The organism is Bacillus sp. FJAT-28004 (assembly GCF_001280845.1).
Lineage (GTDB): Bacteria > Bacillota > Bacilli > Paenibacillales > Paenibacillaceae > Pristimantibacillus.
On record NZ_LGHP01000001.1, the window covers coordinates 3,622,092 to 3,639,994 of the forward strand.

Annotated in this window: 17 protein-coding genes; 12 read left to right on the top strand and 5 right to left on the bottom strand. The window is 42.3% G+C overall.

Annotation, left to right across the window (positions count from 1 at the left end; genetic code table 11):
- Nucleotides 1–157 precede the first annotated feature (157 nt).
- A complete protein-coding gene (gene rlmN, locus AC787_RS15730; RefSeq protein WP_054025644.1) occupies nt 158–1,252 on the bottom strand; it encodes a 23S rRNA (adenine(2503)-C(2))-methyltransferase RlmN in 1,095 nt (364 codons plus the stop codon).
- A gap of 281 nt (nt 1,253–1,533) precedes the next feature.
- On the opposite strand from rlmN, the gene AC787_RS15735 reads away from it, so the two are divergent.
- The 8 genes from AC787_RS15735 to AC787_RS15770 all read left to right on the top strand — a co-directional run bounded on the left by AC787_RS15735 (nt 1,534) and on the right by AC787_RS15770 (nt 9,560).
- Complete coding sequence (locus AC787_RS15735; protein WP_054025645.1) at nt 1,534–2,277, top strand: DUF4184 family protein; 744 nt, start codon at nt 1,534–1,536, stop codon at nt 2,275–2,277.
- A gap of 166 nt (nt 2,278–2,443) precedes the next feature.
- Complete coding sequence (locus tag AC787_RS15740) at nt 2,444–3,430, top strand: SDR family NAD(P)-dependent oxidoreductase (protein WP_054025646.1); 987 nt, start codon at nt 2,444–2,446, stop codon at nt 3,428–3,430.
- Nucleotides 3,427–4,524, top strand: a complete 1,098-nt coding sequence (locus AC787_RS15745; protein ID WP_054025647.1) for an undecaprenyldiphospho-muramoylpentapeptide beta-N-acetylglucosaminyltransferase — start codon at nt 3,427–3,429, stop codon at nt 4,522–4,524. The genes AC787_RS15740 and AC787_RS15745 overlap by 4 nt, the downstream gene beginning before the upstream one ends.
- A 199-nt stretch (nt 4,525–4,723) precedes the next feature.
- Complete coding sequence (locus tag AC787_RS15750) at nt 4,724–5,371, top strand: response regulator transcription factor (RefSeq protein WP_054025648.1); 648 nt, start codon at nt 4,724–4,726, stop codon at nt 5,369–5,371.
- Complete coding sequence (locus AC787_RS15755) at nt 5,364–6,755, top strand: sensor histidine kinase (RefSeq protein ID WP_054025649.1); 1,392 nt, start codon at nt 5,364–5,366, stop codon at nt 6,753–6,755. Before AC787_RS15750 ends, AC787_RS15755 begins: the two co-directional genes overlap by 8 nt.
- Nucleotides 6,756–6,926: 171 nt before the next feature.
- Nucleotides 6,927–7,751 carry a metallophosphoesterase gene (locus tag AC787_RS15760; RefSeq protein ID WP_235560989.1) on the top strand — a complete coding sequence of 275 codons (825 nt, stop codon included), beginning with the start codon at nt 6,927–6,929 and terminating at the stop codon, nt 7,749–7,751.
- A gap of 87 nt (nt 7,752–7,838) precedes the next feature.
- Nucleotides 7,839–8,936: a PRK06851 family protein gene (locus AC787_RS15765; protein ID WP_054025651.1), complete on the top strand. Its 1,098-nt coding sequence runs from the start codon at nt 7,839–7,841 to the stop codon at nt 8,934–8,936.
- 192 nt (nt 8,937–9,128) lie between these two features.
- Nucleotides 9,129–9,560 carry an NUDIX hydrolase gene (locus tag AC787_RS15770; protein WP_054025652.1) on the top strand — a complete coding sequence of 144 codons (432 nt, stop codon included), beginning with the start codon at nt 9,129–9,131 and terminating at the stop codon, nt 9,558–9,560.
- Nucleotides 9,561–9,594: 34 nt separating this feature from the next.
- Here the strand turns inward: AC787_RS15770 and AC787_RS15775 are convergent, their stop codons facing one another.
- The gene (locus AC787_RS15775) at nt 9,595–10,461 is read right to left on the bottom strand and encodes a LysR family transcriptional regulator (RefSeq protein ID WP_054025653.1); all 867 of its coding nucleotides are present in this window, start codon (nt 10,459–10,461) and stop codon (nt 9,595–9,597) included.
- Nucleotides 10,462–10,625: 164 nt separating this feature from the next.
- Here AC787_RS15775 and AC787_RS15780 point away from each other — a divergent pair, with 164 nt between their 5' ends.
- On the top strand, nt 10,626–11,615 hold the full coding sequence (locus AC787_RS15780; RefSeq protein WP_082360791.1) for a DMT family transporter: 990 nt from the start codon (nt 10,626–10,628) through the stop codon (nt 11,613–11,615).
- A gap of 53 nt (nt 11,616–11,668) precedes the next feature.
- Here AC787_RS15780 and AC787_RS15785 read toward each other — a convergent pair whose 3' ends face one another.
- Complete coding sequence (locus AC787_RS15785; protein ID WP_152970641.1) at nt 11,669–12,754, bottom strand: DUF418 domain-containing protein; 1,086 nt, start codon at nt 12,752–12,754, stop codon at nt 11,669–11,671.
- Entirely contained in the window at nt 12,741–13,340 is a 600-nt protein-coding gene (locus AC787_RS15790) for a TetR/AcrR family transcriptional regulator (RefSeq protein WP_054025655.1), read from the bottom strand. Before AC787_RS15790 ends, AC787_RS15785 begins: the two co-directional genes overlap by 14 nt.
- Before the next feature lie 249 nt (nt 13,341–13,589).
- On the opposite strand from AC787_RS15790, the gene AC787_RS15795 reads away from it, so the two are divergent.
- The gene (locus tag AC787_RS15795; protein WP_054025656.1) at nt 13,590–14,126 is read left to right on the top strand and encodes a PadR family transcriptional regulator; all 537 of its coding nucleotides are present in this window, start codon (nt 13,590–13,592) and stop codon (nt 14,124–14,126) included.
- 1 nt (nt 14,127) lies between these two features.
- On the top strand, nt 14,128–15,651 hold the full coding sequence (locus AC787_RS15800; RefSeq protein ID WP_054025657.1) for a DHA2 family efflux MFS transporter permease subunit: 1,524 nt from the start codon (nt 14,128–14,130) through the stop codon (nt 15,649–15,651).
- Between the two features lie 56 nt (nt 15,652–15,707).
- Here AC787_RS15800 and AC787_RS15805 read toward each other — a convergent pair whose 3' ends face one another.
- Entirely contained in the window at nt 15,708–16,415 is a 708-nt protein-coding gene (locus AC787_RS15805) for a DUF421 domain-containing protein (RefSeq protein WP_054025658.1), read from the bottom strand.
- A gap of 175 nt (nt 16,416–16,590) precedes the next feature.
- Between AC787_RS15805 and pepT the strand changes: the two genes are divergently transcribed.
- A complete protein-coding gene (pepT, locus tag AC787_RS15810; RefSeq protein WP_054027092.1) occupies nt 16,591–17,823 on the top strand; it encodes a peptidase T in 1,233 nt (410 codons plus the stop codon).
- Nucleotides 17,824–17,903: the final 80 nt, after the last annotated feature.

Sequence of the window (17,903 nt, forward strand, 5' to 3'; positions counted from 1 at the left end):
GTAGTATGTCCATCTTATCCGAAATTGTAAATAATCAGAAAAAATGGCTATATAAAACGATAAAAAGAACACCTCTTTTAGAAGGTGTTCTCATATGTTTCACATGATTATCTTTTAAAAGCAGCGATTAAAAACGTATGATACGCTTCCAGTGGGATCAAACGACTGAACTTTCTTGACCCAATATCTGCTCTTTGGTTTTTTTGATCTGTTTGCTTCGCAGCTGGCCGCATGCAGCATCAATATCCGTGCCATGCTCAAGGCGAACACTGCAGCTAATCCCTTGTTTCTTCAGCGTATCGTAGAACGCCCGCACCGTTTCCCGATCCGTTCTTTGATATTGGCTATGCTCATCGACTGGATTGTACGGAATGAGATTGACGTTGGCCAGATTGCCTCGGTGACCAATGAGCTGAGCTAGCTCTAGAGCGTGCTCTTTTTGATCATTAACATCCTTCAGCAATATATATTCCAGTGTAATTCTCCGATTCGTTTTCTCCAAATAATAATCGATGGATTCCATCAATTTCTCGATCGGAATCGCACGGTTTATTTTCATAATACGCGTTCTCAGCTCATTATTCGGCGCATGCAAGGAAACCGCAAGATTAACCTGCAAATCCGAGTCAGCGAATTCAACGATTTTGTTCGCTAAGCCGCTCGTCGATACCGTAATATGTCTAGCTGCGATTGCAAGCCCCTTCTGGCTCTTGATAACGCCGATAAAGTCCGTCAGGTTCTTGAAGTTATCGAATGGCTCTCCGATCCCCATCACGACAACGTGGCTCACATGCTCGTCCTGCTGCGCTTGATCCAAATGAAGCTGTACCTTCATAATCTGCTCCACAATCTCACCGCTCGTTAAATCGCGGCTCTTGGCAAGCAGACCGCTCGCACAGAAGCTGCAGCCAATGTTACAGCCTACTTGTGTCGTAACACAGACGGATAAACCGAATTTATGTCTCATCAGTACTGTCTCAATTAAATTGCCATCATGCAGCTTGAACAAAAATTTATTCGTTCCGTCCGCTGACTCCTGCCTCGTATGCTCACTAAGCGTTTGAATGACAAAATGTTCAGACAGAAGCTGGATAATCTCTTCTTTCACATCAAGCATATCGGAGAAAGCCGTTACACGCTTCCGGTAAAGCCAATCCCATACCTGTGACGCCCGAAACTTTGTATACTCTCGTTCTTTCAGCCATTCCGTCAACTGATCAAACGTTAAACCATATATAGATGCTTTATTCATAACTGATCCTCTTTTCAAAACTGCAGCAAGCAGTCCTATTCTAGCTAGTAGGCCGAAACAAACAATCTGCTTATTATTGTCCCAAAATTACCTCATTAAAACAAGGGGGGAAAGCGCCCAATTATTACGTTAATGTCCTTGCCTCAGCTTAAATGTAACATTTCTTACAAAAGTACCGTCTTCCTATGAAATGGTTTCAACTCGTAAGCCCAATAAAGCAATCGATCTGTACATAATAGCTATCATCATATCCGTAACTAGACTATTTTGGAGGTGTCAAATTGCCTTTTACTTTTGCTCATCCCCTTTACATAGCTCCATTAAAATCAGTAAAGCCAGCTTACTTTAGCTTAACTGGACTATGTCTTGGAAGCATGTCTCCCGACTTTGAATATTTCATTGCGCTGCAGCCCTATCAAACGATCGGCCATACATTTAGCGGGTTGATCTATCAAGCGATACCAATGAGCATCATACTCGCTTATTTGTTTCATTATGTTGTAAAAATCCCCTTAGCCAAAAACTTGCCTGCACTAGGCAATCTAGACCATAAAGTATACAGCCTCGTTAGCGATTGGAAGCTAAACACGATACAAAGCTGGTTAGTCTTTCTCGTTTCGATCATCATTGGCTTCTACTCGCACATTTTAATCGATGCCTGCACGCATTATTCAGGGATGTTCGTTACGACATTCACCGTTCTTCGTGAAACGGTAGCTGGCATACCTCTATACAAATGGTTTCAGCGTTCCTTATCGATCATCGGGCTAATTATAGAAGCTCTGCTGTTTTACCACTTTTTTAATAAAGTTAAGGTGAGCTCTACTTATACTGGCGTAGCCAAAAAGCTCAAAATCGTATATTGGGCCATTGTTTTATTTTGTACATTCATGACCTTAGCATTAAAGCTTATCTTCACATCCAGCACCAACTATATTGGCATAACCGTTGTTTCTCCTATTTCAGGGTTTATGTTGGGCATTCTGATTGCAAGCATCGTTTATCATGGATATACCAAAAAATAAGGATATCCCCATTTATCATGAGCTCTCATTATCGGGGCTTATTTTTTTTGTAAATAGAATCACTAACAGTTCCTAACTCCCGAGAATGCATTTTGCCATATTGGCGTAACATTCAAACTTTATGCTTGATCCTATAAATCGTACAGATTAACGGGAGGAACCAGCTTTGAAAAATAAAACAATCGTCGTTACCGGAGGAACAGGCTCTTGGGGCCGAGAGCTCGTAAAGAGACTGTTAGAGAGGGAGCCTAAGGAAATCCGTATTTTTTCCCGAAACGAAGCGCTTCAAGTCGAAATGCAGCACGAATTTCATCATCATCCGAAGTTAACCTTCATCATTGGAGATATACGCGATAAATACGAAATAATGCAGGCCTGCCAGCAGGCGGATTATATTTATCATTTAGCTGCCTTAAAGCATGTTCCGATCTGCGAGCAGCAGCCGGACAGTGCCATGAAAACGAATGTTATAGGCACTCAAAATGTCATTCAGGCCGCAATTAAAAACAAAGTGGAGAAGGTTATTTATGTATCAACCGATAAAGCCTCCCACCCATCGAGTACCTACGGAATGACCAAAGCAATAGGTGAGAAGCTCATTGTCCATGCCAATTTAAGAGAGGGCAAGACGAAATTTGTATGTGTGCGCAGCGGCAATGTTCTCGGATCGACAGGCAGCGTGCTACCTATTTTCAGGCAACAAATTGAGCAAGGATTGCACATCAACCTTACAGATAAAAGAATGACCCGTTTTTTCTTAGCATTGGAAGAAGCCGTGGCTTTGCTGCTCAAAGCGACGGATGAAAGCAGCGGTGGTGAGGTTTATGTGATGAGAATGCAAGGATGCCGTATTCAGGACCTTGCAGAGGTGTTAATTGAGGAGCTGGCGACATCAGAAATCCAGATCCTTGAAACAGGCGCTCGCCTTGGTGAGAGTATGTGTGAATCGCTTATTTCTGAATTTGAAAGCACCACTTCCATTCATTTGGATGATGACTATTATGTCATATTGCCTCCTTTCCCTATAGCTGGATTACAAGAAACCTATGCCGCCAGCAATCCTGTGCATTTCGATCATTACCATTCTGATCATTTATTGATGAGCAAACCGGAAATAAAAGAAATGCTGCATAAAGGTGGTTTCTTGGCATGAAAAACACAATCGTATTGACTGGAGGAGGCACTGCAGGCCATGTATCAGGAAATCTTGTACTGATACCTAAATGTGAAGAAGAGAATTGGGACATCCATTATATCGGGTCAGAGCAAGGCATCGAGAGAAAGCTGGTCTCTGACTACAAAGTGGTGACTTACCATCCTATTTCTACCGGTAAGCTAAGACGTTATCTGGCTTGGGAAAATGTAATCGACGTATTTCGAGTTGTTCGCGGAATTTTCCAAGCTTACCGGCTTATTAAAAAATTAAAGCCACATGTCATTTTTTCAAAAGGCGGCTTCGTTGCAGTGCCGGTCGTGCTTGGAGCGAGGCTTAATAAGGTGCCTATCGTTATATATGAACCGGACCTGAACATGGGATTAGCTAATAAAATCTCCTATCCCTTTGCTGCAACGATATGTACCGCCTTCAAGGAAACAGCAGCAAATCTTCCTGATTCAAAAGCTGTTTATACGGGACCTATCTTGCAGAAAAATTTGAAGTCAGAAAACATTCAGCGCGCATTAAATGCCTGCGGGTTTACTTCCGAGAAGCCAGTTCTTCTTATAATGGGCGGCAGCCTAGGGGCGGACAGCATCAACCAAATGGTCAAAACGACCAGGCATGAGCTGCTAAATACCTTTCAAATGGTTCATATTTGCGGCAAAGGCAAGGTTGATCACACCCTCTCCATGCCTGGCTATAAGGCATTTGAATTTGTCAGCGGAGAGCTTGCGGATCTACTAGCGATAGCGGATGTTGTCGTTTCTCGTGCAGGTTCAAACTCCATCATGGAGCTGCTTGCACTGCAGAAGCCAATGCTGCTTATCCCGCATACGAGAGGTGGAAGCCGTAGTGGACAGCTTATGAATGCACAATATTTTGAGCAGGCCGGCTTTGCCGAGCTGCTGCTTCAAGAGCAAATGACCGCTCAAAGCTTTATTAAGGCAATTGGGCATCTCTTTGAGAATCGATCTATTTATGCCGATAATATGAATACCCAAGAAAATGGCGAAGGTGCCCCTAAGATCATGGAGCTGATTAAGGAAGCCGGCAACCGAGATCAGCTAATGAACAGATCAGGTTTTTGATGAGATGAAAATAGCTGCTTATTTGGTCGTCTTATTTTTCATCGTTGTCGTAGTCGTCTTTAGTTATGGTTTGCTTACAACTTCATGACCAGAGCTGCCGCTGGTATGAAACGAAAACAAGATGTGCAGTTTATTCTAATAATAGGTATGATATCCCTTACGTATTCTATCTTTCATATTTGCTTGGAAGGAGCGCTTTATGAATATATTAATCGCCGATGATGAGCCTTTTATGCTCAAAATTTTAAATGCGTATTTTGAAAAAGAAGCCTTCCATACCTTCCTAGCACAGGACGGTGAAGAAGCGCTGCAAATTTTCTACTCGAACAATATTCATATTGCCGTGTTAGACTGGATGATGCCTAAGGTGAATGGCATTCAAGTCTGTAAAGAGATCAAAAAACAAAGCAAAACGAAGGTATTGATGTTAACGGCAAAAGGTGAAGACGAGGATGAGCTCATCGCCTTGCAATCAGGTGCGGATGAGTATGTCAGCAAGCCGTTTGACCCGCGTATATTGATTTTACGAGTGAAAAAGCTGCTTCATATGGATCATCAAATTACGATAGGAAATATAAAAATAGATATCGATAGTCAAAAAATTTTCAAGGATGAAACAGACTTGCAAGCTACGAATAAAGAGTTTCATTTAATGAAATATTTTATTGAAAACAGAGGGATTATTATCACACGGAAAGCTTTGCTCGATCGTATTTGGGGATTCGACTACTTTGGCGAAGAACGAACAGTTGATACGCATATCCGCAGGCTAAGAGCAAAAATCGGGGATCATTTGATCAAAACCCATAGAGGAATGGGCTACAGCTTGGAACAACCGCATGAATAAACTAAATAAAAAGTTGATTGTGCGAATTTTATTCGTGTTTTGTATAGTCGTTATTTTCTCGTTTGTCATGAATTCATTTTTCTTGCCCAAATATCTTTTGTATCAAAAAAAGCATGCCCTTGCTGCTCTAACCGAGCAGATCGATAAGATGGATACGGAGCAGCTATTGCAAAGTGCAGAGGCTCTGGAGAATGAGCATGATGTTACCATCGTAAATACACCTAACCATAATAATATAAATGAGCTAAACGGTACGATTATAGATCGTTTAAACAAAAAAGGCATTACGCTAAGCAAGTTCTGGATTACGAAAGAAAGCATCGATAAGCTTAACGAAAATATCATGGTTAGAAAAATTTATAATCAGCAAAAACTGAAATCAAGCTTTCTTGTTACCTTCATGAAAAAAGACGAGATGATTTTTGTAGTAGGTGAATCCATTTCACACTCGACTGAAACGCTCACCATCGTCAATCAATTTAACCTCTATATTTATGCAGGCGAGCTGCTGCTGCTAATTATGCTGTCAGCGCTTTTTACGAGAAGCATCGTTCGTCCACTTGCCAAAATACAAGAAGCAGCAGAAGGCATTTCAAATTTATCGTTTACCAAAGTTCATATCCGTACCAACGATGAAATTGAATCGCTAGCAAAAAGCATCAATACAATGAGTGATAAATTAGAGCATGCACATCATGAGTTGGAAGCCAAAAATGATAACTTGCGACAGTTTATTGCAAACATATCACATGAGCTGAAAACCCCGCTTTCCTTGATCAAAGCCTACTCATCCGGGATAAAGGATGGTATGGACGACGGTACTTATATTGATGTTATACAGCAGCAAACCGATGACATTGCGATCTTGGTCAATAAGCTGCTCGAGCTCTCCAAGCTGCAAACCGATCTGTATCGAATGAGCGCCTTTGATTTCAAACAGCTGCTCCATCGAACCTTACAGAAATATCGCATTTCCATTCAACAGCAGGGAATTTCACTTTCTGTAGATGACAGCTTGCTCGGCCAATCCCATGTATTAGCTGACGAGCAGAAAATAGAGATGGTACTAAACAATTTTATTTCCAATGCAATGAAGTATTCAACGAATCAACAGATCCGCATAGCAGTCGATAATAGAGAAGAACAGTTATATTTCTCGATCAACAACGGTGTAGAAAATGATGAACAGCGGCAGTGGGATCATATATGGGAACCGTTTTACGTCATGGAGAGCTCACGGAATAAACAGTTAAGCGGAACAGGCTTAGGCTTATCGATTGCGAGAACGATTTTGCAGAAGCATGAATCAATGTTTGGCTTTCATATTCAAAACGAGGAAATAACATTTTATTTCTCGTTGCCAGTAAATACGGATGCGAATTAAAGGCGCTGCGACAGTCATGTTGCGGGGTCTTATTTTTTTGTCACATTGACGTAACAAAAAGATACTATGATTGCTCTTATAGCTCGGAGCTTTATTTAAAGAAATCATACAGAGAGTGAAATTGGGGGTAATATGCGACCATCTTCAGCACCTATGAGCAGACGGACTTTCTTGAAGAAGAGCATGCAACTAACATTGGGACTAATGGGGGCCGCTAGCTTATCCGGTGTGTATTCACGCCTAATTGAGCCGTATTGGATTGAAGTTAAGCATGTAGAGGTTAAGCTTCCGAAGCTGCCCGCCTCCTACAACTCCTTTCGAATCGTTCATTTTAGCGATCTGCATTTAGGCTTCCATTCTAATCCCGAACATTTGTCAGAGCTGGTAGAGCAGATCCGGCAAGTAAAACCAGATGTTATTTGCTTTACTGGTGATTTGCTTGATCATTCAACAGCATTTATTCCAGAAGCGATAGCCTTTCTCTCTAAGCTTCGGGCACCCTTTGGGCAATTTGCCGTACTGGGCAACCACGATGCCTTCGGCAATCGGAGAGCTGTTACAAATGGGCTAGCACAAGCCGGGTTCCATGTACTCGATAACAAGAATGTCGCGTTAACAAAAGGTAAAACGCCTATATACATGGCCGGAGTCGATGATCCATGGGTTGGAAATCCCAATATCAACCGAGCTTTAAAAGGCATCCCTGACGGTTCTTGTACCGTTTTGCTTGCTCATGAACCAGATTTTGCAGATGAATATACCCGCTATCCGGTCGACCTGCAATTGTCAGGCCATAGCCATGGCGGGCAAGTACGAATTCCATTTATAGGGGCATTATATACACCTCCCTATGGGAGCAAATATACTAACGGGTTATACCATGTTCCAAATAGCAATTTGCAAGTGTATACCACACGCGGAGTAGGGATGACCCGGATTCCGGTTCGTTTTAATTGTCGACCAGAGCTTACCGTTATTACTTTAAAGGCACAATAAAGGATAGTGGATACTAGCACCATTTCAACATGGAAATAATACGATGGAGTATGCAGCATGACATTAGCCTAGGAAGGTGTGACGGTTATGACTGGAATCATCAAAAACTTCTATGTGAATGGAAATACAGCTCGCGGATTTACCAGCCTGTTCGACTCGTCTTTGCAAAATCTGCAGCGCTTATTTATTTTAAGAGAAGGACCCGCTGCAGAGCGATCAAACCTCATTCGATCAATCGCAGACGATATGGTGCGAGATGGCTACGATATATGGCTGCTGCATTGTCCCTTCGACAACGACTTGCTTGATGGGCTGATCGTGCCTTCGCTGCAGCTCGGTATCGTCGATGGTACGTTGCCGCGCGCCATTGATCCAGCCTTGTCAGGTGCAGCCATTCAATACATTCATTTCGGTGAGGCAGCTGATGCAGAACAACTATATGCGCGAACACCAGAAATAGAAATTTTAAGTGCACAAATTACTGAGGCGTATGAACGAGCTTACGCTGGCTTTGCTGAGGCGCTTCGTATTCATGACGATTGGGAAACCGTTTATATTCAGAACATGAATTTCCAAGCAGCCGATGAGCTGACCGAATCGTATATCGATACATTTTATGGCGATAACAGGTTGGATAAGGAAAGCCGCGTTGATCACCGTTTTTTGGGCGCCGCCACGCCAAAGGGCTCGGTCGATTTTGTCCCAAATCTGACCGAGGGGGTAAAAAGGTATTTGGTTAAAGGCAGAGCTGGTTCAGGCAAATCCACCATGCTCAAAAAAATAGCCGCGGCTGGAGTTGAACGCGGATTCAACGTAGAGATTTACCATTGCGGCTTCGATCCGAACAGCTTGGATATGGTCATCGTTCGTGAGCTTGGCTTCGCTATATTTGACAGCACAGCACCGCATGAGTATTTTCCCGACCGTACAGGTGATGAAATCATCGATATGTATGACAGCTGCATTAAGCCTGGAACGGATGAAGCCTACTCGGATACCATTACCGAGATCAAAAACCGTTACGCTGCGCAAATCAAAACATCGGTTCAGCAGCTCGCTCTTGCCAAGTCGCTACAGGATGAGCGGGAGCAAATCTACACGCAGGCTATAGACTTCAATCAAGTTGAACAGATTAAAAATAAAGCGAAGCAAGCAATCGGCATTATTTTGGCTGCAACTCGATAACTATAAAAGCAGTACCCAAATAAAAAGCCTGCAGAACTCCACCGAATGGGTGAAGCCTGCAGGCTTTTTTGATGAACATAAGGCTATTGCTTACGGAATAGGTGCAGCATTGTATATTTCACTGCAACTTATTTCCATATCATTCCGTATAGATGGTGCCATCATTCTAACAGATAAATAGGAGGACTTTAATTGTCAAAAAAACCAATAGGTGCTGCTGCTATTATCGTAGATTCTGAAAATCGTGTTCTGCTGGTGAAACATAACTATGGAAAATATAATTGGGAAATCCCAGGTGGATTGTCTGAACAAAACGAGTCTGCACAGGACACTGCCATAAGAGAGGTATTTGAAGAAACGGGGCTTGAAGTTACAGTAGATCGCTTAACAGGTGTATATTACGATCCAAGCAATGATATGCATCACTTTGTTTTCATTTGCAAAGCAGTCAACAATCGAAAACCACAGCCTTGTTATGCAGAGATCGTAGCCTGTCAGTACAGCAGCATAGATGATCTGCCTCGACCAATCAGTGATTTTACTTATAAACGTATCCAAGACGCTATGAATCCCGATCAAACGGAAAGGTTCCACACGATCGGGCCGAGACAGTGGATCGAATAACAAAATGCCGACTGCAAGTTGCAGTCGGCATGCTTCATGATTCCACTTGACTCGTCCTTGCAATAATTTCGTCGATAAAGCATTGTAGTGTACTCGTTAAATAAGAATCCTTGCGCCGAATAAAAATAGTCGTAATATCACGATAAGGCTCAGGTACACTATGACAGTAGACGATGCCGTTAGCAGCTAAATCCACGATCGATGATTCCGGAATAATCGTTATGCCTACACCCGCTGCGACACTGCCAATAATCGTCCCAAATGTGCCAAACTCCATAATTTGTTTCGGGATAATACCCTCTACCTTCATCCAGCTTTCCAATCTCCCGCGGTAACCGCAGCCTTTATTGTAGAGCAAGAGCGGTTTTGTCGTGATGTCCTCCATTGAAAAGGCATCTCCTTTGGTAACCAGCACTAGCTTTTCTTGAATGACCTCCACCTGCTCAATTAATGGATGCCTGATTGGTCCAGTAACAAAAGCGCCATCCAGCTTCATATCAAGAACCTCTTGCAGCAAATGATCCGTCACTCCGGCTTTCAGCGATAATTCAACATTCGGATACTTGCTGTAATACGAGGATAAAATATGAGGAAGCGCGATTACGGTCTCCACAATTCCGATTTCAAGGACACCGGAAGGGTTTGATTTATTGTGAAAGGTACGCTTCATTTCCTCCATTTTGGACAAAATATCTCTCGAATGCTCGAGCAGGCGTTTGCCTTCCGTATTTAAAATCATCCCGCGCTTATGACGATAAAATAATGGCGTATCCAGCTCTTGCTCCAGCAGCTTAATTCTTGCTGTTACATTTGATTGCACATAGTTCAGTTCGAGCGCTGCCTTGCTTATACTGCCATGTGCAGCAACGGTCTGAAAAATTTTCAAATCCTTAAATTCCAATTTGACCCCTCCGCTGCATTTCGATTCCCATTCGATATATTTTAACTATCATTATAAATGATGATAAACTTTATTTTCAATCGTTTTACTATAGCCTTGCAACCCCCTATCATTGGCTATAGACAATAAATCGGCAGAATTTCTATTAGGGAGAGAGTCCATTCGTGCTTAAAAAACAAGTCATTATCGGATCCATACTTTGCCTCATTGCAAGTATGTCGTGGGGAGCTATGTTTCCTGTAGCCCACGTTGCATTACAACAAATTGATCCTTTTTATTTTTCGTTTATTCGTTATTTTGTCGTTGCGATCATTCTAAGCGTACTATTATTAATTAAAGAAGGTAAATCCGCATTCCGCTTAGAGGGCAGAGGTAAATCTCTGTTATTTTATGGAACGATGGCATTTACAGTCTATAATATGGCCGTTTTCCTTGGGCAGCATCTGATGGGTGAATCAGGAACAGTCGCTGCTTCGATAATGGAAGTACTTATGCCGATGATATCTATTATGGTATTGTGGGTCACTAAAAAAACAGCGCCAAAAAAATATATGCTTACAAGCGTAGCCATCGCCCTTGTCGGAGCTTTACTTGTTATTACGAACGGAAAATTAGCTTTCTTCATGATGGCTGGCCAACATATTTTCCCGCTCCTGCTCATTTTTGCGGGGGTTGTCGGATGGGTCATTTATTCCATGGGTGGAACCCAGTTTAAACAATGGTCCATCCTCCGCTATTCCACATTAACCTGCTTGCTCGGCAGCGCCGTATCTTTTGTCATCGTTACGCTTGCATCCACCTTTGGTGTGCTGCCCGTGCCCACTTGGGAAACGATACTTTCAATTAAGTACGAAATGTCCTTCATGATCTTATTGCCGGGACTCGCCGCCTTGTTATGCTGGAATGCAGGGATCAAATTATTATCGCCGCTAAACGGCATATTGTTTATTAATTTCGTTCCGATTACGACATTCGTTATTATGGCTTTCCAAGGTTATCAAATTAGCGTTTATGAGTTTTTCGGCACCTTGCTCGTCATCTTCGCACTCGTTCGAAACAATGTGCAGCAGAGGAAAGCGATGAGCAAATCCAGTCCGAGCACTTATGCTGCTCCGCGTCATCCCAAAGGTCAGGCCGCTAAGGCTACCTCTTAACCAGACCATAAAAAAACCACTCCTAATGGAGTGGTTTTCTCATTTACGCACCATTATCCTGTTATTTTCCGCATCAGCAGTTCAATAGGTCCCCTTGAAAATTTCTTCCGCCACAAAACACTAAATAGGATGCTCAATAGGAAAAAACATACCGAGTAGGTGGAAGCAAATATCAACGATTGGTTTTCTAGTCGATTTAGTACGATTAAAATACCAATACCGATCACCACATGACTAACATAATGAGTCAACGTTAACTGGCCTGTATGAACGATGGCATTTATAAACCAGCCTCTATCATATTTTTCGGTCAGGTACAGACATACGATCAAGAAGACAATAGCAGAACCTGTTGCAGATAAAATGTACAAAATATTCGGCAAAATCGGACCTGTATTGAACAGAAAAGCAGCGACTTCACTGCCCATACTCGGGATAAACAGATAAGTTAATATTTTTGACAGCAGCTCAATCGTTATGGTGACAGCCGCTCCAATGATAAGCAGTTTATTTCGAAGCGCCTTATTATTAAGGTTTATTCGCCCTAGCAACAAACCCACTATGAAAAAGCAAAACCATGGGAATACCGGATGATAGCCATTAAAAAATAAATTGCGAATAAAACCGTCCAGTGTCCAAAAATCAACATAATTCATAAACGGTACAGGACCTCCCCACCCTGTAAAGGTGTCATAGATAAGCTGAAGGCATTGTGCCGTTATTAGGATTGCTGCACCTAACCCATACAAGGTCCTATCTTTTACTGTAATTAGCGCTGCCGCTATGAACAAATAAACACCATAATAATGTAAAATATCGCCTGTCCATTCCATCACATACAACAGCAATCCGATAATAAATAGGAATAGCGATCGTTTCCAAATGAGTTGACGAACCGCCATAATGTTTGTTTTATCCTGGCTAGCAGCAGCTTTCCTAGACATAAGTGAAATGCCTATTCCAGCAAGAAGCACAAATAAAGCGGATGCACGTCCTTGAAATAACGAAGTAACGGTAATTAACCACGCAGGGCCATTATGCTCAGCATTTGTAATCACAATAAAATTGACAATGAGCATGCCAAACAGTGCCCATGCACGGGCAAAATCCAGCCCAATTAATCGTCTACTCGCTTCCACGAGCATCACTTCCTTTGAAAACGCTGCTTACAGCTTCTACCCAGATCTGCTTGTAATCGACATGCTCAACCAGCATCATAAAGTTTCCGATATTATCAAGGACTAAAGCAAGTACATGGGCTTTGGCGACAAAGTTCTGATCTGAAACGAGTCCAAATTTTCTTGCCTTCTCCATCAGCATTTCAAATCCTTGCAAATATCCTTTTTGAATCATAAGCAATTTTTCATGATAAAAGGGTAACCTTGTTGCCATCAGCATGTATTCCTGCAACACGCGATTATAATACGGGTCCTTAGCCTGCTCATCAATCATATGGGTTCCAAATGCAATGAGCTTCTCCTCAAAATTTTCTTTTGTAAATGTCTCCACCTCAAAAAAAGTCGAGAATTCAATCGCGCTGCATAAGTCTTCGAAAATAGCTGCAATTAGATCTTCTTTTGATTTGAAGTAGTAGTAAATGGATGGTTTAGCTATCCCCACCGCTTTCGCGATCATCGAGTAAGTCGTTTTCGTAATACCTACCTCTGCAAATAATTGATAGCTAACTTGTTTGATGGACGCCAATGTTTCCTCGCTTTTACTCATCATGACTCCCCCTGCAACTTGAACTTTCTTTAGAATAGCAGGTTAGCGGGATGTTTTCAACCTACCGTTAGGTAGATTATCGCCAAAACAATGACAGCCCTTTCCTATTGTATTTACCAAATGTTCTTATTAACATATATTGACATCATATATATCGGAGTGATATATTATGAATCGAAATATAAAAATGGATATTTTTTGCATCTATACCCATCTATTCTAGTGGAACGACAAGGAGGTACATTTGCTTTGAACAGCCAGGATGTTATTTTAGGCACACTTATGAGACGGTCATTATCAGGTTATGAAATTAAACAATTATTCGAGGATATTTTCTCTTATTTCTATAGCTCAAGCTATGGAACGATTTATCCGATGCTGCATCGGATGGAAAAGGAGGAATTGATCACCAAGGAAAATGTGCTTCAGGAGGGCAAGCCAAATAAAAATGTGTTTACTATAACGGAAGCTGGAAAAAGCCGATTTTACGAATATCTGCACAGCCCTATGGAATCGGATACGATCAAGTCAGATTTTCTAATGAGGCTATTTTTTGGCCAGTATGTAGGGAATGACATGGTCATTGCGTGGTTAAAGCAGGCTCAAGTGCACGCACAAACACAATTGGATCAGTTACGTGAGAAATACGCCATTTATAAAGACAGCATGCAGCCTGCACATCTTATATGCATTGAAATCGGAATAAAGGAATATAGTGCTAAGCTGGAAACGATTCAAGAAGGATTGGATCGTATGGATAAATTAGAACAGGAAAAGAGGGTTTAGTATGGAAAAATCACGTTCAAATAATAAGCTCATTATTCTTGCCATGGCGCTTGGGTTATTAATGGCGTCATTGGATAATACGATTGTTGCCTCCTGCATTAACAAATTAAGCGAGGATTTTAACATTTTTGATAAAGTAAGCTGGGTATTTACGGCCTATATGCTGGCAGCAACAAGCACGATGCTCGTGTTTGGCAAAATGTCCGATTTGTTCGGTAGAAAAATGTTTTACATGATTGGAATTGGACTGTTTCTTATCGGTTCGGCCTTATGCGGTATTGCTCAGAACGCTGATCAGCTCATATGGTTCCGCGTCATTCAAGGGATAGGCTCTGGCGCCTTGTTTCCGATCAGTTTCACTATTATTTATACGATTTTTAAAGACCCAAAGGATGCAGCAAAAATGTCTGGCGTATTCGGTGCGATCTTCGGCCTTTCCTCCGTTGCGGGCCCGCAGCTGGGCAGCTTCATTGCTGAACATTTTGGTTGGAGATGGAATTTCTATATCAACGTGCCGATCGGTTTGGCATCGATGATTGTTCTGATGATTGCACTCAAAGAAACCCGTTCAGAGAAGAAACCAAAAATCGATTACTTAGGTACATTATTTTTAATCATTACCACCGTCTCTTTAATGCTTGCACTGGAATGGGGCGGCAAAAACTACGCTTGGAGCTCATGGCAGGAAATTAGCTTATTCACGATTTCTGCTGTAATCGGCGCTTTATTTATTTTCGTCGAGCTGCGTGCCCCTGAGCCGGTTCTTCCTCTTAGTATCTTTAAAAATAAGATGGTCTTGGGCACAAGTATCCTTTGCTTCTGCCAGGGTGTAATTATGTTCTCAGCCATTACATATCTGCCTAGCTTTACGGTAGGGGTATTAGGGCATACCAACTCCAACGGCGTATTGACACCTATGATGGCCTCGTTAATCGGTGGTGCTATTCTATTTGGTTTCCTACAGTCCAAATTCGCCTTCCGTACACTAATGCTGTTCACTATGCTAATGACCATTATTGTAGCTACACTGCTCTCTACAGTTAGCGCTCATGCTTCCAGCGGCTATATGATTGCACTTATGATTTTGCTTGGCTTTGGCGCGGTCGGCCCTTTAATGAGTGTTGCGCAGAGCTCAATTGCTGCAAACGTTGATCCTAAATATATGGGCATTAGTTCTTCTATCGTCGGCTTCTGGCGCAACATTGGCGGTATATTGGGTGCCTCCATTATGGCGACGATTGTGAATAACAACTTACATCGATTAATTACGGCGGGTGCGGATAAGGCTGGGATTCCTTCTGATAAAATCAACACGTTAGCCAATCCAGAACTACTCATGCGTGCAGGTGGTCAACTAGACCCGCAAATACGGAAGTTTCTGCAAGAAGCGCTGGCAACAGCCATCAATCACGGCTTTATACTCAGTATTTGTGTCGGCAGCATTGGCTTGATCACGGCAATGTTTGTTGGTGCAAGCAGATTGGGAGCCGCGAAAAACAAGCCTTCCAGCGCAGCGCACATATAAGTCTTTAATTAGCATGTAACGGTAATCTGCGATGCAAATTACCGTTACGCGCATCCTTATTCTTTATCCGTAGGTTTATGTATACCGTCTTCATAAAAATCAAAGATAAGCTGCTGCTTCGTCCCTCTTACCGCATAGAAAACGTCAGATATTTTCTTCCCTTTCTTTCTCAGTTCGCTTTCCAGCCATTCCTTCGTCAGCCCATTCTCCTTCATTTCTTTCTCCAAAAGTGAACCATCCATTATTAATTCAACGGGAAATGCCTGTGTGTTTAATTGAAGCTTCATATCCTTTTTGGTTACAAGCTGATACTCTTCTTTTTTTAATACCGACACCATCCCGTTGTCCTCTAGTACGGCATATTCAACCTCATCCATATTGAAAATGCCATTTTCCCTTAACGCTTGATCCAAAGAATCCAGTGTATATCTTACTTTCTTCATATTATTTTCAAGAATTTTCCCGCCTTCGATCAGTACGGTTGGAGAACCTGAGATCCAACTTCTCAATTTACGGCTCTTTAAGGCAATGACGGATAACAAATAGGACGTAACAGTCATAACCGCAAGTGACAAAATGATATGCGACCATTTCAATGTTTCATTGAATGCCAAATTGGCTGCAAGTGCCCCTATTGTAATACCGGTCACAAAATCATGAAACGTCATGTTGGAAATCGTCTGTTTCCCCAATATCCTAGCTACTAATAGAAGCAGTAAAATAGCAACAATTGTACGAATTATAATATCCATATAGTTATTCATGCCGTCTTCCCTCCTCCGCTCTCATTGTTTCCAAAGCGATTTGAAAAAAATCATGGATCAGCGTATCATCTTAAAAGTGAATAGAACAGGGATCCACTTCTAATGACGATGAAGCGACGCCGCTTTTGTATTATACTTTGTTATATGACAAATTGTATTGGAGCTGAGAATGATGATGAAAACCGAGATTATAAACCGATTTATCACTTATGCGAAGGTGGACACACAGTCCGATGAAAGCAGCGACACCTGCCCTTCCACGCCTGGACAACTTACGCTTGGCCATATGCTGGTAGAGGAATTGAAAACAATCGGCATGCAGGAGATTACAATGGATGCTAACGGCTATGTCATGGCTACCCTTCCAGCCAATACGGATAAAGAGATCCCAACGATCGGTTTTCTCGCCCATATCGATACTGCGACCGATTTTACTGGTACTAACGTAAATCCGCAAATTATTGAACAATATGATGGACAAGACATCGTCTTGAACGAAGCTCAGCGCATCATTATGTCACCAAGCGATTTTCCAGAGCTAAGCAACTATAAGGGTCATACGTTGATTACTACAGACGGCACTACGCTGCTTGGTGCAGACGATAAAGCTGGCATTACAGAGATCATGACAGCGATGGCTCATCTCATTAATCATCCCGAGCTGAAGCACGGCAGAATAAGAGTAGCCTTCACCCCTGATGAAGAAATCGGCAGAGGTCCGCATAAGTTTGATGTAGCCGCCTTTGACGCCATCTATGCCTATACAATGGATGGAGGTCCGCTAGGCGAGCTTCAATACGAAAGCTTTAATGCAGCGGGCGCCATCATTACGTGCAAGGGCAAAAACGTTCATCCCGGTACTGCCAAAGGCAAAATGATCAACGCCGCCAAAATTGCGATGGAGCTTCATGGAAAATTGCCAGCTGATGAAACGCCTGAGCAGACGGAAGGCCATGAAGGCTTCTACCACCTGTCATCCATTCAGGGCGACGTTGAGCAAACCGAGCTTCGTTATTTGATTCGTGATCATGACCGCAGCCGATTTAGCGAAAGAAAACTTGAGCTTACTCGTATCGTGGAGGAACTGAAAGCGAAGTACGGAGAAGAACGTATTGTGCTTGAAATCAAAGACCAATACTTCAATATGAAGGAGAAAATCGAGCCGGTGATGGAAGTCGTAGACATTGCCGAGCAAGCGATGATTAACCTCGGCATCACCCCGATTATTGAGCCGATTCGCGGCGGTACAGACGGCTCGCAGCTTTCATACATGGGATTGCCGACACCAAATATATTTACTGGCGGAGAAAATTATCATGGCCGCTTTGAATACGTATCGGCTGACAATATGGTACAAGCCGTCAATACTATTATTGAAATCGTAAAGCTGTACGAACAAAAAGCATAACTCCCGCTAGTAAACAAACAGGCTGTCGTCCACATGATATGCTCCCAAAAGAAAAAAAGAGAAAGCCTATATTTTTGAGG

Excerpts from the sequence above, each read along its gene's own strand:
- rlmN (WP_054025644.1), bottom strand. The coding sequence starts at position 1,252 with ATGAATAAAGCATCTATATATGGTTTAACGTTTGATCAGTTGACGGAA.
- AC787_RS15745 (WP_054025647.1), top strand. The coding sequence starts at position 3,427 with ATGAAAAACACAATCGTATTGACTGGAGGAGGCACTGCAGGCCATGTA.
- AC787_RS15750 (WP_054025648.1), top strand. The coding sequence starts at position 4,724 with ATGAATATATTAATCGCCGATGATGAGCCTTTTATGCTCAAAATTTTA.
- AC787_RS15755 (WP_054025649.1), top strand. The coding sequence starts at position 5,364 with ATGAATAAACTAAATAAAAAGTTGATTGTGCGAATTTTATTCGTGTTT.
- AC787_RS15765 (WP_054025651.1), top strand. The coding sequence starts at position 7,839 with ATGACTGGAATCATCAAAAACTTCTATGTGAATGGAAATACAGCTCGC.
- AC787_RS15790 (WP_054025655.1), bottom strand. The coding sequence starts at position 13,340 with ATGAGTAAAAGCGAGGAAACATTGGCGTCCATCAAACAAGTTAGCTAT.
- AC787_RS15800 (WP_054025657.1), top strand. The coding sequence starts at position 14,128 with ATGGAAAAATCACGTTCAAATAATAAGCTCATTATTCTTGCCATGGCG.
- AC787_RS15805 (WP_054025658.1), bottom strand. The coding sequence starts at position 16,415 with ATGAATAACTATATGGATATTATAATTCGTACAATTGTTGCTATTTTA.
- pepT (WP_054027092.1), top strand. The coding sequence starts at position 16,591 with ATGAAAACCGAGATTATAAACCGATTTATCACTTATGCGAAGGTGGAC.